20 protein-coding genes are annotated in these 26,199 nt (G+C 44.4%); all 20 read right to left on the reverse strand.

Annotated features, from left to right (window positions below; all coding sequences use genetic code 11):
* Nucleotides 1–34 precede the first annotated feature (34 nt).
* A complete protein-coding gene (gene tldD, locus AAEY93_RS01995) occupies nucleotides 35–1,483 on the reverse strand; it encodes a metalloprotease TldD (protein WP_101033821.1) in 1,449 nt (482 codons plus the stop codon).
* Between the two features lie 64 nt (nucleotides 1,484–1,547).
* A complete protein-coding gene (locus AAEY93_RS02000; protein WP_101033820.1) occupies nucleotides 1,548–2,378 on the reverse strand; it encodes a carbon-nitrogen hydrolase family protein in 831 nt (276 codons plus the stop codon).
* Between the two features lie 179 nt (nucleotides 2,379–2,557).
* Nucleotides 2,558–6,598, reverse strand: a complete 4,041-nt coding sequence (locus tag AAEY93_RS02005) for a YhdP family protein (protein WP_351074674.1) — start codon at nucleotides 6,596–6,598, stop codon at nucleotides 2,558–2,560.
* Nucleotides 6,598–8,088, reverse strand: a complete 1,491-nt coding sequence (rng, locus tag AAEY93_RS02010; RefSeq protein ID WP_101033818.1) for a ribonuclease G — start codon at nucleotides 8,086–8,088, stop codon at nucleotides 6,598–6,600. The genes AAEY93_RS02005 and rng overlap by 1 nt, the downstream gene beginning before the upstream one ends.
* Before the next feature lie 85 nt (nucleotides 8,089–8,173).
* Nucleotides 8,174–8,761 carry a Maf family protein gene (locus AAEY93_RS02015; protein WP_124013459.1) on the reverse strand — a complete coding sequence of 196 codons (588 nt, stop codon included), beginning with the start codon at nucleotides 8,759–8,761 and terminating at the stop codon, nucleotides 8,174–8,176.
* A 55-nt stretch (nucleotides 8,762–8,816) separates the two neighbouring features.
* Nucleotides 8,817–9,308 carry a rod shape-determining protein MreD gene (gene mreD, locus AAEY93_RS02020; RefSeq protein WP_124013458.1) on the reverse strand — a complete coding sequence of 164 codons (492 nt, stop codon included), beginning with the start codon at nucleotides 9,306–9,308 and terminating at the stop codon, nucleotides 8,817–8,819.
* Nucleotides 9,305–10,252: a rod shape-determining protein MreC gene (gene mreC / locus AAEY93_RS02025; RefSeq protein ID WP_101033815.1), complete on the reverse strand. Its 948-nt coding sequence runs from the start codon at nucleotides 10,250–10,252 to the stop codon at nucleotides 9,305–9,307. Before mreC ends, mreD begins: the two co-directional genes overlap by 4 nt.
* Before the next feature lie 63 nt (nucleotides 10,253–10,315).
* Nucleotides 10,316–11,365 (reverse strand): rod shape-determining protein, encoded by a 1,050-nt coding sequence (locus tag AAEY93_RS02030; protein ID WP_101033814.1) that lies wholly within the window; start codon nucleotides 11,363–11,365, stop codon nucleotides 10,316–10,318.
* Between the two features lie 192 nt (nucleotides 11,366–11,557).
* Nucleotides 11,558–15,886: a DUF6701 domain-containing protein gene (locus AAEY93_RS02035; RefSeq protein ID WP_351074678.1), complete on the reverse strand. Its 4,329-nt coding sequence runs from the start codon at nucleotides 15,884–15,886 to the stop codon at nucleotides 11,558–11,560.
* Complete coding sequence (locus tag AAEY93_RS02040; RefSeq protein WP_351074680.1) at nucleotides 15,876–16,337, reverse strand: MSHA biogenesis protein MshP; 462 nt, start codon at nucleotides 16,335–16,337, stop codon at nucleotides 15,876–15,878. The genes AAEY93_RS02035 and AAEY93_RS02040 overlap by 11 nt, the downstream gene beginning before the upstream one ends.
* Nucleotides 16,327–17,166: a PilW family protein gene (locus tag AAEY93_RS02045; protein WP_351074682.1), complete on the reverse strand. Its 840-nt coding sequence runs from the start codon at nucleotides 17,164–17,166 to the stop codon at nucleotides 16,327–16,329. The genes AAEY93_RS02040 and AAEY93_RS02045 overlap by 11 nt, the downstream gene beginning before the upstream one ends.
* Nucleotides 17,166–17,813, reverse strand: a complete 648-nt coding sequence (locus AAEY93_RS02050; RefSeq protein WP_351074684.1) for a type IV pilus modification PilV family protein — start codon at nucleotides 17,811–17,813, stop codon at nucleotides 17,166–17,168. Before AAEY93_RS02050 ends, AAEY93_RS02045 begins: the two co-directional genes overlap by 1 nt.
* Nucleotides 17,803–18,282 (reverse strand): pilus assembly FimT family protein, encoded by a 480-nt coding sequence (locus AAEY93_RS02055; protein ID WP_351074686.1) that lies wholly within the window; start codon nucleotides 18,280–18,282, stop codon nucleotides 17,803–17,805. The genes AAEY93_RS02050 and AAEY93_RS02055 overlap by 11 nt, the downstream gene beginning before the upstream one ends.
* A gap of 422 nt (nucleotides 18,283–18,704) precedes the next feature.
* Nucleotides 18,705–19,241 carry a type II secretion system protein gene (locus AAEY93_RS02060; protein ID WP_351074724.1) on the reverse strand — a complete coding sequence of 179 codons (537 nt, stop codon included), beginning with the start codon at nucleotides 19,239–19,241 and terminating at the stop codon, nucleotides 18,705–18,707.
* A 275-nt stretch (nucleotides 19,242–19,516) separates the two neighbouring features.
* Entirely contained in the window at nucleotides 19,517–20,131 is a 615-nt protein-coding gene (locus tag AAEY93_RS02065) for a pilin (protein ID WP_351074688.1), read from the reverse strand.
* Between the two features lie 108 nt (nucleotides 20,132–20,239).
* Complete coding sequence (locus AAEY93_RS02070; protein WP_351074690.1) at nucleotides 20,240–20,812, reverse strand: MSHA biogenesis protein MshF; 573 nt, start codon at nucleotides 20,810–20,812, stop codon at nucleotides 20,240–20,242.
* Nucleotides 20,813–20,844: 32 nt separating this feature from the next.
* Nucleotides 20,845–22,059, reverse strand: a complete 1,215-nt coding sequence (locus tag AAEY93_RS02075) for a type II secretion system F family protein (RefSeq protein ID WP_351074692.1) — start codon at nucleotides 22,057–22,059, stop codon at nucleotides 20,845–20,847.
* A 2-nt stretch (nucleotides 22,060–22,061) separates the two neighbouring features.
* A complete protein-coding gene (locus tag AAEY93_RS02080; protein WP_335689548.1) occupies nucleotides 22,062–23,822 on the reverse strand; it encodes a GspE/PulE family protein in 1,761 nt (586 codons plus the stop codon).
* The gene (locus AAEY93_RS02085; RefSeq protein WP_124013449.1) at nucleotides 23,819–25,255 is read right to left on the reverse strand and encodes a tetratricopeptide repeat protein; all 1,437 of its coding nucleotides are present in this window, start codon (nucleotides 25,253–25,255) and stop codon (nucleotides 23,819–23,821) included. Before AAEY93_RS02085 ends, AAEY93_RS02080 begins: the two co-directional genes overlap by 4 nt.
* Entirely contained in the window at nucleotides 25,252–26,196 is a 945-nt protein-coding gene (locus AAEY93_RS02090; protein WP_124013448.1) for an ExeA family protein, read from the reverse strand. The genes AAEY93_RS02085 and AAEY93_RS02090 overlap by 4 nt, the downstream gene beginning before the upstream one ends.
* Nucleotides 26,197–26,199: the final 3 nt, after the last annotated feature.

The following is a 26,199-nucleotide window of genomic DNA, read 5'->3' on the forward strand; positions in this document are numbered from 1 at the left end:
AAGCCGTCAAAATACTAATAATAGAAGCTTAACGTTAAGCTGTGCCGCCGACCGTTAGACGATCAATTTTCAATGTTGGTTGTCCCACACCAACAGGCACGCTTTGTCCGTCTTTACCGCACACGCCGACGCCTTTATCTAGGGCTAAGTCATTACCCACCATTGAAATTAATCCCATGGCCTCAGGTCCGTTACCAATTAAGGTCGCGCCTTTAATCGCCTGAGTGACTTCACCGTCTTCAATCAAATATGCTTCAGAAGCCGAGAACACAAACTTGCCTGAAGTGATATCTACCTGTCCGCCACCAAAGTTAGGTGCGTAAATGCCTTTTTTCACTGACTTAATAATGTCTGCTGGATTGGAATCACCGGCTTTCATGTAAGTATTGGTCATACGCGGCATAGGTAAATGCGCATAAGATTCGCGGCGACCATTCCCGGTTGGTGTTTGCCCCATTAAACGGGCATTTAACTTATCTTGCATGTAACCTTTCAAAATACCGTTTTCAATCAAGGTGGTTTTTTGGCTTGGCACACCTTCATCATCAATACTTAATGAACCACGACGATTTTCCATGGTGCCATCATCGACGATGGTGACTAAAGTGGACGCCACTTGTTGACCCATCTTACCGCTAAAAGCACTGCTGCCTTTGCGATTAAAGTCACCTTCTAAACCATGACCGACCGCTTCATGCAGTAGAACACCTGGCCAGCCATTACCTAGTACCACTGGCATTTCACCTGCTGGGGCATCAATAGCGTTAACATTAACCTGTGCTTGGCGCACCGCTTCACGGGCAAATTCAAAGCTTAAAGGTAAGCCTGCTTCATCTGTGGCTAAAAAGGCGCTGTAATCGTGACGACCACCGCCACCAGCACTACCACGCTCGCGTTTGCCCTTGTCTTCTAAGATAACGCTACAGTTAAAACGCACTAACGGACGAATGTCTGCCGCTAACGTGCCATCACTTGCGGCAATTAATATTTCTTCATGCACGCCAGATAAGCTGACCACTACCTGAATAATACGGCTGTCGAGGCTACGAATATAGGCATCGGCTTGCTTTAATAGGTCGATTTTTTTGACTTCGTCCATAGCCGCAATCGGATCGGCACTGTCATACAGTTTATGAGCCGTTTGACGTTTAAAGGCTTGCACCTTGTGTTGTTCACCTGCGCTAGCAATGCCGCGGGCAGCTTTTGCTGCAGCATCAAGGGCGGCCGGAGTAATCTCGTCTGCATAAGCAAAACCGGTTTTTTCACCGCTAATGGCACGCACACCCACACCACGCTCAATGTGAAAACTGCCTTCTTTGACTATGCCATCTTCTAATACCCAAGACTCATGACGGCTACCTTGGAAATACAGGTCTGAAAAATCGATATTGTGTTGATGAATGGTATTTAAGTAACCTTGTAGTCCATCTAAGGTTAATCCATCTTGCAATAAACTCTGCTCTATTTGGGTTAAAAATGGCATTAAAATTCTCTTTATTAATGGGTAACGCATACTGCGAATTCAGTGTTAATAGTAGTATCCAGTGTTATTTCAACTGTGGCGCCATAAATCGATTATGGCCCATCACCGGCATTTGTTGACGAATACGGCGTAATTCGGCTAAATCGACTTTAGCTTGTACCCAGCCACATTCAGTGGCTCGCTCAGCAATGACTCGGCCCCAAGGGTCGACTATCATACTGTGACCCCATGTTTCTCTACTACCTTGATTATGTTGCCCCCATTGGCCTGCGCCCAACAAATAACATTGAGTTTCAATTGCACGCGCTTGTAATAACACTTGCCAATGCGCTTCACCGGTGACTTTAGTAAATGCCGAAGGTAGGGCAATATAATCTGCCCCCGCCAAACGCAAAGCCCGGAATATATCGCCGAAGCGAATGTCATAACAAATGGCTAGACCAACTTTGCCAAAAGGTGTATCAATGACACTAATGTGATCACCGGGATGAAAGGTATCACTTTCGCGATAAGTTTTGGTGTCATCACTCACCTCAACATCGAATAAATGCAGTTTATCGTAATGACCTAGGGTGGCGCCATGATCATCAAAAAAATAACAGCGGCTGAACACTCTACCATCGTCGGCACGCATGGGAATGGTGCCGGCAATAACATACACTTGGTACTGCTTTGCCAACGCGGCTAATGCGCTTTTTAGTTCGCTTTGATGCTGACTGCCAGCATATTCAAGCTGTTGACTTTCATGGCCGCCAAACAATAAACAACACTCAGGTAACACCACTAATTGTGGCTCATTGGCATCACGGGGTAAGGCGTTGAGTTGCGAGTCGATAAACGCAAGATTGGCTTTGACATCGCGGCCGCTTTGGGATTGTAATAAGCTGATTTGCATCTCGAACTCCTTATCGCATAAACACATTAGTTGATGAGTAAACCCAAGCCTGTCTCATTGGACCGACTTCAGCATCGCTACCTGGCAGTCGGTCAGCTTAAGGTCAATTATCGATAACCGGAACGAGCTGAGTTGATGGCGCGCTCGATGGAGTATGGCCTCACGATCTATCGCTTTTATTACTGAGCTTTAACATCTGAGTCAACTTCAGTTTCGACTTCAGTTTCGACTTTAGCCTCTACTTTAGCATTGGCGTTAGTATTAAGGTTAGTTTCTATACTGGTTTCGTCTACCTGCGGTAATATTGCCTTTGGGATTTCGATTTCTTTACTCTTACGCTCAAGCTCTTCTAGTTGCGGATTGTCCATGGTACCGGTGACTCGGAAACGAATTTCTGAGATCACTTCAATAACCGGTTCTAACACTTTTGTCAGGGCAAATGCCCCTAACCCCAAAGTCCACGCACTGGTACTCAATAACACCACGGTTGGCACACTGGACGCAAGTTGCGGCACAAAACGAATGTCATAATTTAAGCTTTGGGTGGTTAAGTCGGTGTAACCTCGTACTCGCATGTTACCGGCAATGGCGTCCATTTCAGTATCGGTGGTTTTAACCACCCCATTATCGATCATAAGATTGCCGTTAAAGGTATTGAAATATAGGCCTTTGCCGAACACATCCGAAAAGTCTAACGATAATTTACGCAATAATGAATCTAAACTAAACAATGAAAACACTCGCGCGCCTTTATCACTAATCTCCGAAAGATGACCTTTGCCTAGTGCAAACTTGAGTTGGCCGTTTAGCGTGTCGAGAGTGAAGTAATAGGGCGCACTTTGCCAAGATAACTGACCGCTGAGATCCAATGGCGCATCTTGTAGTCCAGGATTGATGTTTAATATCCTTGATAGGTCATCAAACTTTTCAGCCTGTAAATTGATATCGAACACGGTTTTATCGGTGCCATTTTCAAGCGACCATAACCCATTGGCCTGTAAGGTAACAGTAGGTTGCGTTAATGACAGCGTTTGAAATTGGTATCCTAGTTCATGGGGTAAGCCTTGTAACACTAAGTGCCCTAACGATAAGTCATTAACCTTAAAATCATCCACATCTATTGCTAAAGTGGGCAGATATTGCAGCATGGATGCCGCTGTCGGCTCTGTTTGTTCAGCCATGCTGACGCTAGGGTATAAATACAACTTTTTAGCGACCACTTTAATCCCTTGATCGCGCCAGTTAGGGTAAAAATCGATACGGCCATCAAACTGTTGCGACTCAGCGTCAAAGCGCCACACCTGTTCTGTGGGTTCGGCATAAAAATGTAATTTATCAAATGATTGTCCCAACACATTTAATTGCTCGATGTCGGCATGAATCCCAGCTAATCGAGGGAATGACCTTGCGGCATTAATAATCGCTGTGGTTTCAGCTCGATTGTCTTGAGTTGCCATCCCCGGCAACTCATCTGCTGTTAAAATACGATCGCGTACCGACGACCTCACAACATCTGGTTCAGCGCTAACACTGAAGCGATTAATAATCGGCAACCACTGCGCTAAATCGACTTTAGGCAGGTCTACATGTATATGGCCTTGTTGTTTATTTAATCTGTCACCCAATTTAAAATGACGACCAATCATCACGTCATAAAAAGCAAGCCGGCTGCCACTGTCGGCATTAAATTCCCCCCAAAACTCGACATCATTAGCCAACTTAATGCTTAACGATGATTGTTTATTATCGCCAATAAGATCCACGCTTAGTTTTCTAGGTTCAGCGGCCGACTTTTGATAAGGCATCGGTAAATCCAGTGAGGTGCCGATAAGATCGGAATTAGCAGAGACTTGTAAGCTATAACCACTTGGGTCAAAAATCATGGTTAAGCCACCATTCCAGTCCATTTTGCCCTGGTAAGTGTCACTCAATGGATTGTGTAAGCTGGCGGGTAATGTGTCGAGATCCCAGCGACCATTCATATCAACATTTAAGCTAAAATTGCTATTGTTTTTCTTGGTTTTTACACTAAACGTCAACGGTTGTTGAAATAACCTCGCCTTGATATTTTTGCCTTCAACCAACTGATTCACAAAATTAACTTGTCCAGATACGCCTTGTAAATCTAAGCCGGGAGTGGTTATAAACAGCGGATTATTATCAAAGGTCACCTGGCCTTTAATCAATTTTTCACCGCCTTTGTATAACGGGATCGCCAGATCTAATTGGGTATTGATTTGCTGTCGAATTTGTACCACATCTAACGTGGCACCTACTGAATCACGAAGTGAAGAGGCGTTAATCACTTTGGCCGCGGCTTGTGCGTCGGTGGTGATATCCGCTTCAATTCTTAATAAAGACTGTTTACCCAACTGCGGGATAGAGACTCGCGCGCCGTCAACCGCAACGTTATCGAGTTTGCCCTGATCAATATGCAAATCCATCATGGCATTTTCAAACAAGGCTGATAGCGTGAGTTCGCTGACCTCTGGCCAATTAGGTTGAAATTTAAAGGTGCCACTGTCGAGGCGAAATGCAGCTTGGAATACACCACTGTGATCTTGATAGGGATAACCGCCTAACGCACCATGCCACACTACCTGCGCGTCGTTGACTCGCCCTGCGACTAAACCATCATTAAGATAACTGACTAATTTTGGACTCATGGCCATCTGTGGGAAATAACGTCCAACATCGGCCACATCATCAATGCTTAAGTGAGCCGCCAACCCCATATGAATCTCGTCAACAAACTCAAGATTCAGGCTCGCTTGCAAGGTAATATCATCATTAATTAATTCAATATCAGCCACGGTAAGACGCTGTTGTTCTACATCATAGCGGCCCATCATTGCGCTGCCGTGAAGCGCTAATGGTTGGCTAAAACCACCGTTAAAATCGACACTGTACTCTTGTTCTGGCAAGCTAAATTCAAGCAGGCTATTCGCCCATGTCAATTGAGCATCAATCGGACTCACACCCGGTATCGACTGATAAGCTTGCCACTGTAATTGCTGAACTTCAACGTTGCCGATAAGCGGTTTGTCGGCCGCTTTATACAGCCTAATGGGGCCAATTTGACCTTGAGGATTGAGTTGTTGCCAAAGGTTCACTTGCTGTTTGCCCAAACCGGGCACTAACGGCAGCATTGGCTTTAAGTTCGACGGAGTAATCTGGTTGGCATAACCAAAAAAATCACCATCACGAGTGCCTATCGCTAACTTAAGAGACGGCCAAGTTTGATCATTAGTCGATAAATCTAAATCATGGCTGGCGATTTTCCAGCCATCAGGCTGCGGTGTCCATTGCAATGAACCTGAGTTGATAGCAAATTTTTGCTGGGTATCAGCGTCACTCCATTGCAACCAACTGGGTTTAAACACTAATACACCATCTTGGATCTGACGATGTGCAAATGTCATCCACGCATCAAGGTTAATCACGCCTTGAAATTCAATGTTGTCAGTGTTTTCTTGCGCAATATGTTGTCTAGACGCCCATTCACCTAAGTCTAATGAATCTGCGGTAACGTAAAGTTGGCCTGCGACCGTATCAGGTTGATAACCATCACCGCTAAGATCAATACGTAAGGTTAACTGTTCTTGCTGCGACTCAAGTTGATCCACATGGATCATACCCTGCGCTTGGTGACGATTGGCACTGTTTTGCCACAGCAGATTATCGATAAAAATCGGCCGATAATCCTGTTGTTTACTAAACAGTTGTAATGACGCATCGGTGATTGAAAAATGCCCTAACTGTTCTAATAACAATCCATACAACCAATCAAGATTAGTCATATCACCCGCGGTAGCGTTCTCATCCATAGACGCCAACGCATCGAGATTTAATGCCACTTTAACACCATCAAATACCACGGTTTCAATCTGCGGGCTCAAGGTTAAAAGTGACTGCCAAAAATCGAGTTTGATATGCACATTTTCGCTGATAACGGTAATCGGCAGATTATCTTGTGGCAGTAACACTAAATTGCTCACGGTCAGTGCTGGCCCAAAAGCTTGCCATTCGGCACTGAGCTCGCCCATCTGCACATGCAGTTGGTATTCGTTTTGAAGATAATGAACTAATTCAGTACGGACTTCAGGAATATGAGGCAATAAACCACGAATGAGGCTAACGACCAATGCAAATAGCACCAGTGCAATAGCCAAAATTTGCCAAGATAATCTGTTAATCGTTACCGCCTGAGTTGTCGACACTACATCATCACCACATCATATTTACTTTGAATGTATAAGGGTTCATTTTGCAAACGAATACGCTTACCGATGTAAACTTCTAATTCTGCCAGCAAATGCGATTCTTCACCACTAAAGCTCATATACACTGCCGGCGAGCAATACAGTAAAAACTCATCGGCTTTATAAGCTCGGTCTAAACGAATAATTTCCCGGAAAATTTCATATGACACACTTTCAATCGTTTTCATGGTACCCGTGCCTTTGCAAGACGGACATTCACCACACACCACATGTTCTAAACTTTCGCGAGTACGTTTGCGGGTCATTTCAACTAAGCCCAGACCCGAAAAACCGCTGACGCTTGTTTTGACTCTATCTAACGCCAATGCCGCGTTTAAGCTTTCTAACACCCGCGCTTGGTGTTCCTTAATCTGCATATCGATAAAATCGATAATGATAATCCCACCCAAATTGCGTAACCGCAGTTGCCTTGCTATCGCTTGAGTGGCTTCAAGATTAGTATTAAAAATGGTTTCTTCTAAGTTGCGATGGCCAACAAATGCACCGGTATTAATGTCGACCGTAGTCATGGCTTCGGTTTGGTCGATAATCAAATATCCGCCAGACTTAAGCTCAACTTTACGGCCTAAGGCCCGTTGAACTTCATTCTCAACATCATACAATTCAAAGATAGGTGCTGGGCCCGCATAATGCTCAATTTTTTCAGCAATTTCAGGCATAAACTCTTGGGCAAAGTGTTGTAATTCAGCATAAGTACGGCGCGAATCGACTTGAATATGGTCAAGTTCAGTACCGACAAAATCACGAATGATCCGCACAGGTAATGCCAAATCTTGATACAGTAATATAACGCCTTTACGCTTACGTCGTTCACTGACCTTAGCCCACACCCGACGCAAAAAGGCCGCATCTTGGGCGAGTTCATCTTCGCCAACATTTTCAGCTGCGGTACGGATAATAAAGCCGCCGTCATCATCAACATAAGGTAGGGTAATATTTTTAAGGCGTTGACGTTCTTCTTCAAGTTCAATACGTTGCGATACGCCAACATGACTAGAGCCAGGCATAAACACTAGATAACGCGAGGGTAAAGTAATATCCGTTGTCAGGCGGGCACCTTTAGTGCCGAGTGGATCTTTGACCACTTGCACCATAATGTCTTGGCCTTGACGCACTAACTCGGCAATATCACGCACCACAAAGTTGCCCTTTTCGACATCGGCAACACATTCGGTATGAGGAACAATATCTGAAGCATGTAAGAAAGCGGCTTTTTCTAAGCCTATATCAACAAACGCGGCTTGCATACCAGGTAATACTCGACTGATTTTACCTTTGTAGATATTACCGACCAAACCTCGCTTCATGCGGCGTTCAATATGCACCTCTTGTAAAACACCATGCTCGACTAATGCAACACGCGCTTCAGTTGGCGTGACATTGATGAGCAATTCTGTGCCTTTTTTACGTTGTGCTTTTATGTTCATAAGCCACCAGTATTCGGGTCATGCTTCAATGGGAATATTGACAGTAGTTGCACCACCGTAGATGCCCGATTAAAGCAAAAGGTTATTAAGTGTGCTGCATCATGCAGGCTAATAATTCACGCGTTTCTACTAGGGGTAAACCAACAACGGCAGAATAACTACCACTAATAGATTGAACAAAACAACCACCCAAGGCTTGTATTCCATACGCACCAGCTTTGTCCATTGGTTCATTTGAGGCAATATAAGCGTCTATGTCGGCAGCGGATAATTCACAAAAGCTCACTTGGGTACGACATAATCGGCTAAAGGTGTGTTCACCATCCGTTAACGCCACCGCTGTCATCACTTCATGAGTTTGACCGGATAACAATGTCAGCATACGCTTGGCATCATTTTGGTCCATTGGCTTACCTAATATCTGCTGATTTAACACCACGATTGTATCTGAACCCAGTACTTTAGGGGCGATAATATGACCACTGAGCGCCAAACCTGCTAGGGCTTTTTCAAGCGCTAAACGGCATACATATTGTTCTGCCGTTTCAGTCGATAAAGGCGTTTCATCAATATTGGGTGCGACGAGCTCGAACGTAAAACCGGGATGACTAAAGCCTGCTTGAGCCAGTAATTCTTTTCTTCTTGGCGATGTTGAAGCCAGTACCCATGTCATCTGATATTTACTCTAATTAACGAACATAAAAACAATATTCACCCTATCGGGTGAATTAACGTACTTTATAATGGCGACGCATATTGCGTAGTATCCAAAACACCCACCACCAAATAAATAAACTCGAAATCGCGGGTAAAAACATCTCAAGATTAAACGGTGCAGCCCCAACAACAACAAACTGTACCCAAAATATCACCACATGATAAATACAAATAAAACACGCGAGCAGTAATGACTGTTGCCAGCGAGGATAATTGCGTAATTGTTGACACAACATCACCACCAAATAAATAACCAACGACAGTGCTAATGAACGGATGCCTAAATGGGCTCCCAATAGCACATCAAGCATTACGCCGAGCAACCACGCGGTCAAAATACTGTAACGATGCGGTAATGCCATCGCCCAATACATCATCACCATAAGCAGCCAGTCAGGTCGCCACGCTTCTACCATTGTGGGCAGCGGCATAATCTGAAACATCATCCCGATAAATAAAGTCAGCCATACCACTAAGCGACCATTTGCAATATGCGCGCTCATTGGTTTATCTCGCTGGTTATTGGCGTAGTCGTGGTTTCTGAAGGTGGAGCTTGAGATACTGATTCATTCGCAGCGGCTTCGGCTGCCTTTTTTATCAACTCTTGTACGTCAGCTGGAAGCGTAAAAGGTTTGGTTTCATCCGGCCAAATAAGTAATACGTAACGTATGCGATCAAGTGCCGCTAAAGGCTGAGCATTAATCACTGCATAGCTCTGACCATCATCACGGGATACACTGATAACACGGGCTACTGGATATCCTTCTGGAAAACGACTACCTAGCCCTGAAGTGACTAATAAATCGCCCACTATGATGTCAGTACTTTTAGCCACATGGCGTAATTCAATTTGATCAATATCGCCCATGCCATTAGCAATTGCACGCACATCGTTACGGGTAACACGCACCGGAATACCATGCGTTGCATCTGACACCATCAACACACGGCTGGTAAACTCACTCACTTCAACCACCTGCCCGACAACACCTTGGCCATCAACCACAGGCTGACCGACATAAATGCCGGTTTGCGAACCATGATTTAACACCACAAACTGTCTAAATGGATCGCTGGCCACTTCCATTACTTCGGCCACCATTTTACGAGAATCCATATGCACAGGTGAACCGAGCAATGCCCGTAAACGCTCATTTTCTTGGCGAACATGCTCAAAACGTTGTAAACGCTCTGACATGAGCAGCTGTTGGCGTAATAGTTGTTTGTTTTGCAATTCAAGCATGTTGCGGGTTGCAAATGCCTCGGCTGACCAGTCGAGCATCACACCTGGTACATTGGCTAAATATTGAAGCGGGCTTAACACCGAGGATAAAGACTGGCGAATGGGATCCAGGCGATGATTAGTCATCAGTAATGCCACCGACAAAATAATTGCCAGTGTCAATCTAAATTGACTAGAGACGCCACGAACGAAAATTGGTTTCATAAATTGTTCGCAACTTTGTTAACCCATAAAATGCCATTAACAAAGCCGCTCAGCCGATGATAATTAGGTCTCTTCAGAGAACAAATCACCACCGTGCACATCAATCATTTCAAGGGCTTTACCACCGCCACGAGCAACACAAGTCAGCGGGTCGTCTGCGACCATCACCGGAATGCCCGTTTCTTGCATTAATAAACGGTCTAAGTCACGCAATAATGCACCACCGCCGGTTAAGACCATGCCACGCTCAGCAATATCGGACGCCAGCTCTGGTGGCGACTGCTCAAGGGCAACCATCACCGCACTCACTATGCCAGATAACGGCTCTTGTAATGCTTCTAATATTTCATTGCTGTTTAAGGTGAAGCTTCTTGGCACACCTTCTGCGAGGTTACGACCGCGCACTTCAATTTCAAGTACTTCGTCACCAGGGTATGCGGTGCCAATGGTATGCTTAATACGCTCAGCCGTTGCTTCACCAATTAAGCTACCGTAGTTACGACGGACATAATTAATAATCGCATCGTCAAACTTATCACCACCAATACGTACTGATGAAGAATACACCACGCCATTTAACGAAATAATCGCCACTTCGGTAGTACCACCACCAATATCGACAACCATAGAGCCGGTCGCTTCTGATACTGGTAAACCAGCACCAATCGCTGCAGCCATTGGCTCTTCGATTAGGTACACTTCACGAGCGCCTGCACCCATTGCTGATTCGCGAATCGCGCGACGTTCAACTTGAGTTGCGCCTACGGGTACACACACTAATACGCGAGGACTGGGGCGGAAGAAACTGTTGTTGTGTACTTGCTTAATAAAATGCTGAAGCATTTTTTCAGTCACATAGAAATCAGCAATTACGCCGTCTTTCATTGGACGAATAGCTTGAATATTACCAGGCGTTCGGCCTAGCATTTGTTTTGCCTCTCTACCGACTGCAGCAACTGACTTTGGCCCATTGCTATTGCGTTCGCCGCGAATGGCAACCACTGAGGGTTCGTTCAAAACGATGCCTTCATCGCGAACATAAATAAGAGTGTTTGCCGTACCTAAATCGATCGATAGGTCGTTAGAAAAAATGCCGCGCAACTTTTTGAACATGTATCAGGCCTGTATTCTGTTGAGTCAGAAGAAGAAAAATCAGCTAACTTTATCAATGACACCCCCATTCTACAATACCGAATAGGTTAACAATTGCTAATCTGGCGTTTTTTTTTACAAAAGCTGTTAAAAAAACAACATTCGCGCAGTTTTAAATCAAAAAAGCGCAAAACTGACGCTTTTTTATCCAGATCATTGACCGACTTCGCGCCAATAAATGATCCTATCATGGCCTCGGTAACGCCCCAAGAACGCACTTGCTCTTGGCTCATAGAGCAGAGTTGGACTTGCCTCGTCCCAATTCCAATACCACTGAAGCCAGGGCTCTACTTTTAACGGGGCAGTCACCTGACCTCGATATGCTGCAGAGCCGCTATTTTGCCATAATAAGCTTAATCGGCCACTGCTAACTGAACTGCCACCATCACGGCGAGTCACGGTTTGACCAGCGGTTAAAGATGGCGCGTATATTTCGCTGCCATCAAGCGCATCGATAACGTGAGTACAGCTATCATCGGTGTTAGTTATCCAAGCGCTACCATTCCAATATTGGGCATAGGTTGGCATACGCAGTATTTCATTTTCAGGGCCAAAGGTATTGTCCATCACCACTCTGCCATGACGTAAATCTTGGGTCGATAATAACGTTGCAGTGCAGTCGTTGCTGGCGGCACAGTTACCACTGCTGTCGGTTCGCATATCAGCAGAGGCAACAAAAGACACCGCCCCATCGTTATCAAATACTTGTACGCCGATAGCTAATTGACTAAATGGTCCATCCACACTAGGGGCCACAGTACGACTAAAATTAGCTTGGTAAGATAATCCTACGTTTGCTTCTCCCAAAGCCCAAGAGCTGGCATCAATAGGTAACACGCTTAACCTGCCGCTTAAATCCACACCATCATTGGCATTTTCGCCCACTAAGCTGGCACCGGCTTTAGCAAAGGCATCTTGATAATTTTGGGTAACATAACTGCCAGTATTTAAAGCACTTAAGGTTAATGTTAGATCAAAGGCTTGGTCCATATAGCTAAAGCTACCGCAAGATGGCAGCACACTTGAGCTACTCACCACAAAGCGGTCGGGTACAAAGCGCCCTATATTAGGCGATGTCGCCAGCGGAATATCGTAAAAGCTCGAACCTAAATAAGGACTGGGTGGATTAGCGCTGAATTTAAATACGCCGACTTCACTGACGGATTGAGCAACGGCATTAGTGTTTGTTGCTTCTGCTACATGGTTATACTGTGACAAGCCGACCTCACCTAGCTCGCCACCAGAAGGGGCAACTAATTGATGGCCTAATGTTACCTCGTCATGGGCATAATTTGGGGTATTGATGATGTTATCGCAATAATCGGTATCACCATCCGACTCCCAGGCTTTACCTTGAATAGTTAACTCAAAAGACTCGCCGGCTTTTTTGTATCGATTACAGCTACTGTCACCTGCAGAGCACTCAGCATTATTATCTTTTGGTGTAACGCACAAGCCCACGGGAAAACTGACAAACTGATCTGAGCCTACCATCACTAGGCCAGCTTCATCGCCTGTGCCTGTGTACTTAGCATCAAGCTGCATTTTTCCGGCATCAGGGTAATTAACAATAATATCAGCTTTACCTGTCGCATCGAATGCCAACGCAAGCGTTGTTGCTGCGCTATCCAGTTTACCCATCACCGTATTATTCACGGTGACCGATTGGCCATTTATTGGTAAAATAGGCTCTATATAGGAGCTCCAAAACGCAACATTTTTAGTGGTATCGGCAAACATGGGTACACATTGCAGGGTCTCATCTGATGTTTTCACCGCACTAATGGTAATATTGCCTGTCGGTTTGTTTGCTAGCTTATCCGGCACATCAAAAATAAAACCGCTTTCGGCAAAGCTTAACTTACAACTTGCAGCATTTAACCCACCAGCACCGCTTCGGCACAAAGTATTACTGCCTGCTATGGTAGAAGGAACGGAAGAACTCACCCCTATGGTTATGGGTGTAATCACATTATTGCGTAAAGCGACCGTTGCACTGCCATTTTCAAACTTCACTACATTGGTTTTAATAGCGTCAACATACCAAGCGCCATTGGTATTAGGAGCAAGCGATAAATTAGCCTCCACTGGATCAGTAAATAAATTACATGCCGCATCTTTACACGCTCTGACCGTCATGGTTTCGGCCTTACAGGTCAATGGCGAGCTAGTATAGTCAAACTCAAAATGATGAATTTGTTGACCGATCGGATTGGATTTAAGGGCACAAACCTTAAAGTTATCCATCTCATGATTATTGTTTGCGCCACCTGTGGAACCAGTAATAGACAGGTAAAAACTTTCAGGTACGGGCGCTTGCCCGCTGACGCTTAATGCATCAAAAGGAGCGATTAAGGTTTCATAATCATCTGGATCACCGTTGTTAACAGTATCTCGCAGCACTGACACCATGGCCTTACCTGGGGTTCGCGAATCTATGATGATTTTGTATTTATGATTTGGCTGAGCGCTGGACGTACTGCGCACATCAATTTTGGGGCTAATGTTGGCATTAGTACCTGTTAGATATTGGTAATCTGTACCTGAGGAACCACGGATAGCCACGGCCTGAGATCTAAACCCAGGTCCACCAATCTTACCTTCGTTGGGGTTAGAGAAGTTGCCGTATTCATCCAATGCGATACCAAGCCAACCACCAGCAAAACCAGGAGTACCATTATTACGCTGTGCATATCCTAAGGCGCCACCAAAACTACCAGGCTGAGGAGTAATACTGGCATCAGACAAGATAATTGCAATGCCGTCAGCCCCTGTGCCCGACTGGCTCGACCAAGCATAATAGTCAAACTCCAGCTCAACTAAGTTATCCGCAGCAGGGAATAATCGCTGATAAGTACTGGATGTCGCTTGATTGCCACTGGCTGAGGTAAAACGCAAACGGTTATTCACTATTGCAGGCGGCAATGACGAGCCTAAGACCTTGAGCGCCCAATCATCACCGACATCAGTGCGATTAAAATCGTCAGTAAAACAAGTCAAGGTGTCTACTTTTTTTTCAAACGCAACAAAGCTGTAATTCTCCCAGCGATGTTTGCGGTCGTTATCTCTAAAAGTATCTTCGTCAACGACCATGCTGACTTTGTCGTTAGTCAACTGACAACGACGCAGCCAGCCTCCATCTCCACCTAGGCGGCTGTTTTTACCTGCCACCAGCATAGGAGCATTAGTAAACCCCTTTAATTCGGTCGTTTCAGCACATTGATCGGTAATATCCTTGGTGCCATTATCTGTAAAGGTTTGCGCTTGACCAAAATGATAATTAACGGCGCTACCTCCAAGTGTTAGCGTCCCAGAGCCTGATGGCACTGATAAATAAGCAATAGTTTCATTTTGAAGTTTTCCATTTTTCAAATTTCCAGGTTGGCATTTATTATTATTAGTTCTTACCTCTGAAGTATCTAGCGCTAGTTCAATATCATAAGTAGTAGTATCAGGAGTAGGTAATTGAGAAGTACTGGTAAACCAACATTCATTATTTTGAGTTTGAATTTGATTTAATAACACATCTTGAGTAACACCTTGAGTAGAAGGTAAGGTCACTGTGGTATAAGGTGAATTAGAACCGAATAAAGCCTGATTATAGTCAACCGATCCAGCAATAAGTGGTACGCCGTCTGCGAGCTCATAAGTACCTGCTGTTACCGCTATCCAATGTACTTCAGGCATATCATTAGATTTAACATAACGGTTATCAGGTGATTCTGGTTCTTGTTGTGACCAAGTAAAACCTTGCTCAGACACACTCTTAACAAATACCGATGCAGGGCCATCACTATTACTGTCTTCTATAGTCGGCATCAAGAAAATTAATGGCGTCACACCCGTTGGAAATGGACTGTCAAAAGTAATGTTATTGGTGGTCGCTTTGCCATATTGGATATGGAAACCCTCTGGTTCCACATCGCACATACCATTAAAATTTGCTTTACTAATGGGCTTAAAATCGACGGTACTATTACCTGAAAGAGCTAAGGCACCACCAGCCCCAAGTGCGCCAGTAATGCTACTATTTCCCGACATAGAAACAGAACCAGCCACATACACGATAGCATTAATATTAGTGTTGCCAGAAATGCTTAACGAACCTGCCACATAAATAATCAGGTTTTCCGCGGCTTCATCTAAATTGATATTCGCGTTGTTCAAATTTAAGTTATTAAAATATAAACGCGCTGTGGCGCCCGTGGTTTTAATCACAGCTTTATTGTCAAAGTTACCATTATTGTAATCATAGTCTCCAGGCTGGAATTGATTGCCACCATCTCTGTTACAGGTTGTTGAACTGCAGTTTAAATCTGATAATGGAGAGGCTAAAATACCTGACGGCAAAGCTAACCCAAAAGGAGAATGGTTACCTGAAGGTGGGTCGGTAAATATGCTGTCACATTGCGGCGCAGCAAAAGCTTGCGAAGGCAATAACAGCCAACAAACCAATAAAATAAAACCAAGATTATTGCGCACGCGCTTCTACCTCCACTTGACGACTGACTCGCAAACACGTTGAACTGCTGGAGTTACCAGCACAATTACCGGTTTCACATACCGCTGAGCTGTTAATGCGATATTGGCTCACACTGCCCACAGTGGCAGTATTACAACTCACCAACACAGTGCAGTTATGAAACCCATTGAAGTCTGGCCCAGTTGGTGGTGTCCATGTAGGACTCACATTAGCACAAGTTTTGGTAACGCCATTAAGCGGAAACAGCTGAGCAAGCGCCGCATCAGCGCCACTGTTAGCACTAAATAATGCCCGAGTGCCCCACACTTCTTGATTAACCGACTCATCAGCATCACCAACAATGCGGATCAGACTCGCCGCAATAAGAAACATCACAGTCAGCACAAAAATACCAATAATAAGTGCACTGCCTTGTTGCGAATGTTGGCTTAATTTCAGCTTAGGGAACATTCATCACCTGCACTTGATGTTGATAATTGAACGTTTCACCATTGACGCTAAATACTGGCTGTAAATGCACAATGGCATTGGTCATTAACGTTGATGGGGTAAGGATCACCGCCGGATTAACGGTTAAGGTATTGGTGATATTTTGCGCCATCAATACCCCATTGCCCATCACTGTTGGCGACATTGTTGGTGACGGTTGATTGGGCTGGTAACCATAGTCTTGATATAAGCGCAGCTCGACATTACTGGTGGTGTTAATAAAGCAGTAACTCAATGGGCTATCGGCAAGGTATAAGCGTTTTAATGGCGAAGCCTCAGTAAAGCGCACGCTTTGAGTTAAGGTAATTGTCAGCTGGTCGCCGGTTTCTGCCACACTTTGCACGGTAAATCGTTTAGCGGTTGTCCCTAGGGGATGATAGATTTCTGTCGTTGTTAATGGATAAATCAGCACTGATTGACCTGTATTAATACTACGAACACTTTTAATCGCTGTTAAACTATTTTGCGCCGTTTGTGGCACAAACGGCGCATCAAGATACGATGTGCTGGTGCTAATGGGTAATAATTCAAGGCATTGGTAACTGCCATCGGTTGCGGTAAGTACGCGCATACTATTAGGCACGGCACGGCGGATATCCCGAGTCATCCGCTCGATCCCAAATCGGCTCTGACTGAGCACTTGATCAACCGCGCTTGATTCGACAAAAATGCGGGTGCCAAAAATAACAAAGCTACTGACCCCAACCACAATAATGCCCAAGATTAAAATCACTGTAACCATTTCTATTAAGGTAAAACCAGCAGTATTTGATCGGCAGCGACAAGGCATTAGTAGTTACTCCTTAGCGCTTGGTAAGTGATCACTTCATTGGCAGGCGTGGTCACGGCGACGGTAATTAATTTTTGCGCTTTCGTCGCCGAGTCAAGATACTCAACTGACACGTTCAACTGATAACGAGGATAGGCTTGGGCATAGGTTTGGCTTGAGTCGAGCATATTATCGTCTTGATCCAAGCCATCATAATCATCAATGTCATTGAAGGTGTCGCGGCTTTCACCGTCAGGCCCAAGAAATGGGGTTCCGTCCACTGCTAAAGCATAAGAACAAGCTGAACCTGCTGAACCTGCTGAACTATCACAGGCTGGGACACCGCCATTGGGATTGGTATTTTGATCATAACGCTTACCCCATATTTCATTCATTACCGAATGAGCCAACTCGGCCGAGCGCACTCTGTGCAAGGTTTTTGCCGCCCTGTCCGCTTGGGGAAACAACATGCTGGTGAGCATCACTATCGCAATAGCTATCACCATCATACCCACCACGAGTTCGATTAAGGTAAAGCCACGCTCAGATGGAGACAGTTGCCGCGTTTGAGACCCTTTCTTAAGCCCTTTTCTAAGCTCTTTTGCAGGCCCTTTTACATACTTAAGTCGAGATGGTGTTTGCATTTGAATTTGCGGTTTAGAGAGCATAAATATAACCCTCAGACTCTACTGCTATGGCGAGGGTTTCATCTGCCACCACATTAAAACAATGGCCTGAACACGCCGGCGATATTATCCGCCCTGCACTATCAAAGGTAATCGAAAACACTTGGCTGGCGGTACTGGCAAGGGCAATATGGGCGCCACCACTAAAGACTTGTGTTTGCTCGGTACGGACTGGATTGCTGCAAGTATTACCCATTCGATCACTAAAATACCCTAAGGTATAGCCACTGGCATTCACCTCAATTTGGTAACACTGATCGGTATTTTGCATCGCTTGTAACTGGACCAGACGTAACTCGCTGATAAATTCATTACGCAAACTATAGGCACTAAAAGATGAGTCAGATGATAGACGCGGTAATACCGCCACGGCCAAAATGCCGATCAAAATCATGGTGGTAACCAATTCAACCAAGGTAAACCCAAGCTGAATATTGCGTTGTTGTTTCACGGTAATGAAGTCCTTAACGTCATAAAACAGTTAAAACGATTAGCCATAACGCTTTGGCAACCATGGCAACAGATAAGCTCACTTATCTGGGCTGCAGCTGATCCCTATAGGCAATATTCATATTTAATCAGTATGCCAAAAAATAGCGTAAATTATCAGTTTATTTATTGAGTTAGTCAAAAAATCACCAATGCCCATTGATGATTCAAATGCGTTAAATGAACACTCAATAACCTGCAGTCGGGATACATTCACTAAAGATTATCGAGCATCTTTAGAGTCATGATAGCCATCATTAACAATTATCAGCCCAATGTTAGCGGGTCAAATGATCAAAGATGCTATTTTAGCTTGGATAGAAAATGCTCAAAAAAAAACCTGCAAAAGCAGGCTTTATATGACTAATCATTAACAATCAATAATTAACAATCGTCTGCATCAGGCACTTGAGTCAGCACAGGAGTTGATGAGTCTGTTGCTGGACTATAAGTAAATGAACAAGTTGATGGTGCACCGGCTTGCCAAATTTCGACACCTGCAGCCGTTGCTGGAGTAGTAGTAGTATCCTCGGCAACAACTTTAATAATCCAATCTGCGGTACCAGTTGTAGCTGTAGCAACACCATCTGCACCAGCATCAAATGTCACATCCAATGCCGCTTCTAAAGCAGTCTCTGTCGCTGCAATATAGCCGTAAACGATATCAACATCTGCTCCAGTCCCAATAGATACTGTTGCAATACCAGTAGAAGCTGCACCCTTTTCTTCACCAGCCAAAGCAGCCTTCGAATAAACCAGGGTATTTCCACCTTGAATGGCTGCTTTCAATCCCGATAATGCTGACGCGCGTGCATCACCTTGCAGGTTAATAAACTTAGGTGCCGCAGTTACCGCTAAAATACCCAGAATAATGATCACAACCACTAATTCGATTAATGTAAAACCTTGTTGTTTTTGCATGTTAATTTGCATTTAACTTACCTTTTATATAATAAAATCAGATATTTAATATTTCATCTCGTTGAACCGTATTAAACCTTGGTAAAACATGGCACGAGCTGAACTTCTAGCTATTGTTTGAAACGACTATCACTGACTAACGATAACCAATTAAAACGACTATCACCTTTAGTGACAATGACGGCTTAACACGGTGACTGTTTAACTCTTAGACTAATAACAGCATATTTTATTAATCATTTCAATGACAAACGCCTTAAACTATAAACTATGACTTATGGCGTGAAGGGTGTTTGGGTAAAGCTTAATACTTGCCCTGTACCTGGATTATATGTCACGCCTTTTGCATCCGCAGTCGTTAAGTCAGGTGCAGGTGAAGGCACACCATTCTGATTGAGTGCTAGTGAGGCCACTTGATGATAAACACATAAATCAAGATTGTTAATGTTTAGACCGTCAATACTGGTAGATGAACCGCCGACACCATTTAGCATTCTTACGGTATAACGCTGCTGCCTTGCATCTAGATTATATATAAGGTTTCTTGGTGCATTTTGTAACACCGAATCAAAGACTTCCTTGCAGGTAGCATTAGTCATGCCTGTTGCACTGGTGTTTGTTGTACCGGTAGGGAAACCAAAACGCTTGTCTAATGACACACTGGTGCCGTCTAATAGCACACTGGTATTACGACGACCATCGACTTCCCATTGGGCACGCACAAAACTCACCGCAGTGGCTATGCCGCCCGCTACACCGTCTACACTGGCGTCTTCAGCATCATCGGTCACATTTAAAAAACGCGGGATCGCTGTGGCGGCCAATAAACCGAGGATAACAATAACAATGACCAACTCGATCAATGAAAAACCTTGTTGTTTCAATTTCATAATATTTTACTCTTCTATATTGCGCCTAAAACAGAAATAATATTGGTTCAGCTCTAACTTAGCTAATATTATCAGCTTATTAACACTTTAACACTAATGGAACACTCTCTATCGGTCATTAATTAAAAATATCACTCTACCCGTTTGCAATTGATAACTTAAATTGGCTTTATTATCTGAAGAGTAGCGGCAAATATTAGTATCAGACTGATAATCTACCGTAATATGCAACTGTTGAAGATTAGTGGCCAGTAATTGGCCCCATAGTCGCTCGCAACCTTGAACATCATTCGTATCAATGATTGGCCAACCTTGATCAGATAAAGAAATCCAATTATTGGTGCCAACGAGATCAGCATCGTCGTTAATCTCGTCGGTGTTGGTTCGACCGTTTTTTGACGCTGTCTTATTGCTCTGTGAGGTAAGCACATTTGATGCCAGATTATGCCATGACAACTGCATTTTATCCGGCCGACCAGAAGCTAACCATTGACTGCGCACCATAGCTAACACATTCAAAAAACGATTTTGTTCAAGCTCTAGACCCCGTCCACCTATATTTGACGCGGTATTGAGATAACGTATACCGAAAATAGCCAGCAACACTAACAACACCACAATAGCAATGACCCTGCCATAAATGCTAAGCAGTTCATGATCCGCTTTTTGCTGGCTCAGCATACCGCTATCCCATCAATAATGTGCATTATGCGTTAACCGCCTTTGACCACATTAAGCATATCCCACATAGGAAGATAAATGCCCAGTGCCAGTATCAATACAATGCCAGCAACAAAGCCGATTAAAATAGGTTCGAGTTTTGCCGTCAGATTTTTTAAATCGTAATCGACTTCGGCTTCATAAAAATCAGCGGCATCATTTAATAGCTGATCGATTTGGCCCGTCTCTTCACCCACGGCCACCATTTGCAGTACTAACGGCGTAAACAGCTGACTGCTATTGGATACCCTTAGCATTGATTCTCCCGATTCAATACCATGGCGCATGCCGACAATCTGGTCATGCATATAGGCATTATCCACTGCATCCGCCACCAAACTTAATGCTTGGGTCATGGGAACACCCGCACTGATCATCATCGAAAAACTGCGACAATAGCGCGACAAGGTTGAACGCTCAATAATGGAGCCTATAACAGGAATATGCAGCTTCCATAAGTCCCACTGTTTTTCACCTTTTGCACTATGATGCCAATATCGAATACCCACTACAACGCCAATCAATAGCACTATCATGTGGGGCCAGAAATTAACAAACAGGCTAGAGGCGCCAATTAATATTTTTGTCGCCCATGGTAGTTCTGCACCAAAACGAGAGAACATATCGGCAAACTTAGGGATAACCATAATATTCAAAATAACCATCGCAATGGTAATGGCGATCAATACAAACATGGGATAACGCATTGCCGCTTTAATCCGCCGGCGAGTTTCTTGTTCTCGCTCGATATAACCTGACAACTGGATAAAGGCATCTTCCAACTTACCGGTATTTTCACCCACATGGATCATCGACACAAACAACGAATCGAATATCTCCGGATGTTGATTCATCGCCGAAGATAACGGTCGACCCGAAGTGAGCTGTTGTGAAATATCATCTAAGGCTTGTTTCATCCGATCAGAATGAGTGGTTTCTGATAAGCCCGCAATCGCCCTTAAAATGGGAATACCTGAACGGGTCAGTGAATACATTTGCCGACTAAATATTTGCAATTCTTCCAGCGACACTTTGCTTTGAAACAAGCTCATTGAGAAAGGTTGCTTGGTTTTCACTTCATGTAATTCTAGTGGAATAATCCCACGAGAAAGCAACGCATCGGCCGCCGCGCTTTCATTGGCAGACTCAAGCTGTGAACTAACAGCCTGCCCTTGTGAATTACGTCCTCGATATTGATATGTTGGCATTATTACAATCCAATATCTTGTTGGCTAATCAAATCTTCCGACAAGGCCACTTTCGATTCACTGACATCTTCAACCAGTTTTGACACCTCTTCGAGTGTGGTCGTGCCTAAGAATAAATACTCCATCGCGGAATGTGCCAGTGGGATAAAGTTAGGACTGCGCAGGGCTGCACGAGCGAAATCTTGCGGATTACCGGTGCGCATGGCATCTATCATGTTCTCATCGAGTTCGAGTATTTCAAAAATACCAATCCGGCCGCGATAGCCTGAGCCGTTACAGGTTTGACAACCGCTGCCCACTTTAAACGTGGCGCTGCTAATATCTCTTTTAGTCACACTGTTAAGCCAGCTACGTTCAGCCGCTGTGGGCTGATAATCTACCGCACAATTATGGCAAACACGTCGAACCAGACGCTGAGCGATAATGACCCGCAGCGCACTGGCAACCAAATAACTTGCCGCGCCCATATCGAGTAATCGCAACGCGCTGGTAACAGCATCATTAGTATGTAACGTCGATAACACGAAGTGACCGGTTAATGCACCTCGTAAACCAATTTCCACGGTTTCTTGGTCACGCATTTCTCCCACCATGATGATGTCGGGATCTTGACGAAGCGTGGTACGCAACACGTTAGAAAAGTCTAAACCAATCTTATGATTAACCTGGACTTGGTTAATTCGCGGTAATTGATATTCAATCGGATCTTCTACGGTGATAATCTTTTTATCTGCAGTGTTAAGCTCACTTAAAATACCGTACAAGGTGGTCGTTTTACCGCTACCCGTTGGCCCAGTAACTAACAACATACCGTGAGGACGTTTAATCTGTTTACGAATACGCGCCACAATATTCGCTGGCATACCGGTTTCATCTAAGGTGCGCAGGCCGGTGGTTTGATCTAATAAACGCATCACCACAGATTCGCCATGATAAATCGGCATGGTCGACATCCGCACGTCGATTTGATGACCTTTTATTTCCATATGAAAACGGCCATCTTGTGGCATACGCTTTTCTGAAATATCCAATCCCGCCATCAATTTAAGCCGTAATACCAGGGCCGAGGCAATATTGACTTCACTGAGAATGTTTTCATGCAATTGACCATCAATACGCTGGCGGATCCGCAAGACTTTATCGCCGGGTTCAATGTGAATATCTGAGGCACGCATTTGAACCGCATCCTCAAAAATAGACTGTAATAACTTCACCACTGTGGTTTCGTTATCACTGTCGCTTTGCGTTAAATTAGCCAAATCGAACATGTCATCAGCGGCATATTCTTCATCAAGCTTACCGGCAATCGCTGCAATTTGATCGGTACGGCGGTAAAGGTTGTCAAACGCATCGAGTAATTGTTGTTCTGGCGCCACCGCGATCATTAACTGCTTAGGGGCAACTAATACTTCAATGTTGTCGATAGCCTGCAAATCAGCAGGATCACTCATGGCAACTAACACATGGTCAGAGTGACTCTCCACCACTAAAGCACGAAAACGCCGCGCTTGTACTTCGGGGAGAATATTGACCACTTCGGCGGCAATCGGACGACGACTAATATCAAGGTACGGTAAATTAAGCTGCTGAGATAAAAACTTAAGTAACTGATCTTCAGTGATACAGTTCAAATCAATTAATGTCCGACCCAGCTTTTTACCTGAGCTACGTTGCTCTGTTAATGCTTGCTGTAATTGCTCGTCGGTGATAATCAGCTCTTGAACAAGAAGATCTCCTAACCGCATCTTTAACTTAGGCTTCATCGGTTTGCTCCTAACTGATCTAAACGCTTTTCAATAAATGTCATGGCTGAAGTTGATAATCCTTCATAGCTTAATGCTGATCGGTAAGCTTGAGCGGCTTGGGGATATTTTTTCTGCGAATCGAGTGAATAACCTAAGCCCATCCACCAGCGAGGTTTAGTCGATTCGGATAACAATAAGTGACGATAAGCAGCCTCGGCTAAAGCAAAATTTTTCGATTTTTGGGCTAAATCGGTTTGGGCTATCCATTTATCACGAGCCCATAAAGAGTTATCGGGGATCATGGCCACTGTCGACAATGCGGCATCATAAGCCTTCATTTGAGTTTGAATTTGCGACAGAATCACATAAAACTCCCATTGCTGCGGAAATAAACTGACTCCACTTTCGAGTAATAGCATTGCCGCCGTAAGATTACTTTGCACATAATAAATTTTGGCCAATTGCTTACGGGCTTTATGTAAACTCGGCTGTAAAATAATCGCTTCTAAATAGTAACCTGCTGCATCATCAAGGCGCTGCGCTTGCTCTGCATTCATCGCTTTTTGATATTGCAATTGCGCCATTTGCGTCTTAGTGAGAACCACTTCTTTAACCGTCATTTCCACCGGCTTTTGTATCACAATTGGAGCTTGTGCAGGCAAACCAGACGATGGCGCTGTGGTTAAGGCTTGCGTGGGGGCAATGTTATTAGATGCACTGTTATTAGGTGCAATCTTATTCGATGTAGTGTTATTCGATATAGTCTTACTTGATACCGCGTTATTCGATACAGTCTGATTTGTTCCGATGTTATTTAGGGCTGTCTTATTCGAGCCTAAAACACTGGGCTTATCTGTGACTGTTTCTGTGACTATTTCTGTGACTAAGGCTGCCGCTATTTGCGCGGGTGTTTTGACTGTTTCAGCGACTTGCCCCCTAGTTTGTGGCGTTTCAGGTGCTGTCATGTCAATGCTTTGATGAGTCTCTAATGCAGTGCCCACTGCTGAGGTATCCGTTGTCTGACTGACTTGAGTACTGTCTTGAGTTATTGCGACAGTGTTCGCCTGAGTTGATGCTTCAATAGGAGCTTGAATCGATGTCGCTGTTGAGCTTACAACTAACAACTTAGGCGACTCAGTAGCAACACCATCATTATCTTGTGGCTGACTCAGCAATGATTGGGTTTCTTTACTCGCAGAAGCGCTGACAGCGACTGGCTCACTGACCATTTGAATATTGGCTTGGCGGTACATCGACACACCAAACCACAACGTGGGGATCAATAGTGCCGCAACAATAAAAAGACCAATAGATGCTGAGCGAGATTTAGCGACGGATTGATACTGAATTTCAGGACGCACGAATTCTCCCACCGGTGGTGCCGATGGGTTGTCTATTCCGGGCTGCTGACCCTGCTCTAAATCTTTGAGCATTTTGATAATCACACTCATTTAATTTCGCTTATTTGTGTCATCCATTCACCACAACAATTTGGGCCATTCAATCCGATAAACAACAGCAATACCCCAAACAATATAATGAGCAGCATACTGACACGAGAGAACGTTACTTTGTGTTGTAAATTAACATCTTCGGTATCCATTATTGCCGCGAGACAATGCCGCGACAGTACCTTTTTTTCACCTTGGCCATAACACAGCAATAAACTCTTATGCGCCAATATATTCACTAAACGCGGGATGCCTCGAGCGGCTTTGGCAATACGCTTAATATCGACGGTACTAAACAATTCCGGCCCTTGATAACCCGCAACAGCAAGTCGGTGATGAATATAAGCTTGTATTTCATCCCATGTTAACGGACGCAGATCGTAGCTAAAGGTAATACGTTGTCTTAATTGTCTAAATTTAGCTTGCGCCAAACGTTCGTCTAATTCTGGTTGACCAAACAGCACGACTTGCAGCAACTTGCGACTTTCGGTTTCTAAGTTAGTAAATAAGCGTAACGCTTCAATACTGTCATCAGGTAATGATTGTGCTTCGTCCAACACTAACACTACGTGAAAGCCTTGGTGATTTAACGCTAACAAACGCTCATGGATTAGCCTTGTTAGCTGTTGCTGATCTAATTTGTTCGGTAATGCCAAGCCAAGTTCACCCGCCACAGCCCAGCGTAATTCTTTAGGGGTTAAATAGGGATTAGGTAAGTAAGCGCAATGGTATTGAGCCGGTAAATCATTTATCAGCTTACGACAAACCAAGGTTTTACCTGTGCCCACTTCACCAGTGACCTTGATAAAACCTTCACCTGTCTGCAATGCGGTTTGGAGTACTTGTAAGGCTTCCACATGCGGCGACAAGCCAAAAAAGAAACCCGTATTTGGGGTAAGCGTAAAGGGCAACTGACTTAAGCCAAAGTGCTGCAAATACATAAT

The organism is Shewanella sp. CAL98-MNA-CIBAN-0140 (genome assembly GCF_040309905.1).
Taxonomy (GTDB): domain Bacteria; phylum Pseudomonadota; class Gammaproteobacteria; order Enterobacterales; family Shewanellaceae; genus Shewanella; species Shewanella psychromarinicola.

Excerpts from the sequence above, each read along its gene's own strand:
- AAEY93_RS02085 (WP_124013449.1), bottom strand. The coding sequence starts at position 25,255 with ATGAGTGTGATTATCAAAATGCTCAAAGATTTAGAGCAGGGTCAGCAG.
- rng (WP_101033818.1), bottom strand. The coding sequence starts at position 8,088 with ATGAACATAAAAGCACAACGTAAAAAAGGCACAGAATTGCTCATCAAT.
- AAEY93_RS02045 (WP_351074682.1), bottom strand. The coding sequence starts at position 17,166 with ATGCCTTGTCGCTGCCGATCAAATACTGCTGGTTTTACCTTAATAGAA.
- AAEY93_RS02080 (WP_335689548.1), bottom strand. The coding sequence starts at position 23,822 with ATGAAGCCTAAGTTAAAGATGCGGTTAGGAGATCTTCTTGTTCAAGAG.
- mreD (WP_124013458.1), bottom strand. The coding sequence starts at position 9,308 with ATGAGCGCGCATATTGCAAATGGTCGCTTAGTGGTATGGCTGACTTTA.
- AAEY93_RS02015 (WP_124013459.1), bottom strand. The coding sequence starts at position 8,761 with ATGACATGGGTACTGGCTTCAACATCGCCAAGAAGAAAAGAATTACTG.
- AAEY93_RS02075 (WP_351074692.1), bottom strand. The coding sequence starts at position 22,059 with ATGCCAACATATCAATATCGAGGACGTAATTCACAAGGGCAGGCTGTT.
- tldD (WP_101033821.1), bottom strand. The coding sequence starts at position 1,483 with ATGCCATTTTTAACCCAAATAGAGCAGAGTTTATTGCAAGATGGATTA.
- AAEY93_RS02050 (WP_351074684.1), bottom strand. The coding sequence starts at position 17,813 with ATGCTCTCTAAACCGCAAATTCAAATGCAAACACCATCTCGACTTAAG.
- AAEY93_RS02030 (WP_101033814.1), bottom strand. The coding sequence starts at position 11,365 with ATGTTCAAAAAGTTGCGCGGCATTTTTTCTAACGACCTATCGATCGAT.
- AAEY93_RS02060 (WP_351074724.1), bottom strand. The coding sequence starts at position 19,241 with ATGCAAAAACAACAAGGTTTTACATTAATCGAATTAGTGGTTGTGATC.
- mreC (WP_101033815.1), bottom strand. The coding sequence starts at position 10,252 with ATGAAACCAATTTTCGTTCGTGGCGTCTCTAGTCAATTTAGATTGACA.
- AAEY93_RS02065 (WP_351074688.1), bottom strand. The coding sequence starts at position 20,131 with ATGAAATTGAAACAACAAGGTTTTTCATTGATCGAGTTGGTCATTGTT.
- AAEY93_RS02090 (WP_124013448.1), bottom strand. The coding sequence starts at position 26,196 with ATGTATTTGCAGCACTTTGGCTTAAGTCAGTTGCCCTTTACGCTTACC.
- AAEY93_RS02000 (WP_101033820.1), bottom strand. The coding sequence starts at position 2,378 with ATGCAAATCAGCTTATTACAATCCCAAAGCGGCCGCGATGTCAAAGCC.
- AAEY93_RS02070 (WP_351074690.1), bottom strand. The coding sequence starts at position 20,812 with ATGCTGAGCCAGCAAAAAGCGGATCATGAACTGCTTAGCATTTATGGC.
- AAEY93_RS02040 (WP_351074680.1), bottom strand. The coding sequence starts at position 16,337 with ATGTTCCCTAAGCTGAAATTAAGCCAACATTCGCAACAAGGCAGTGCA.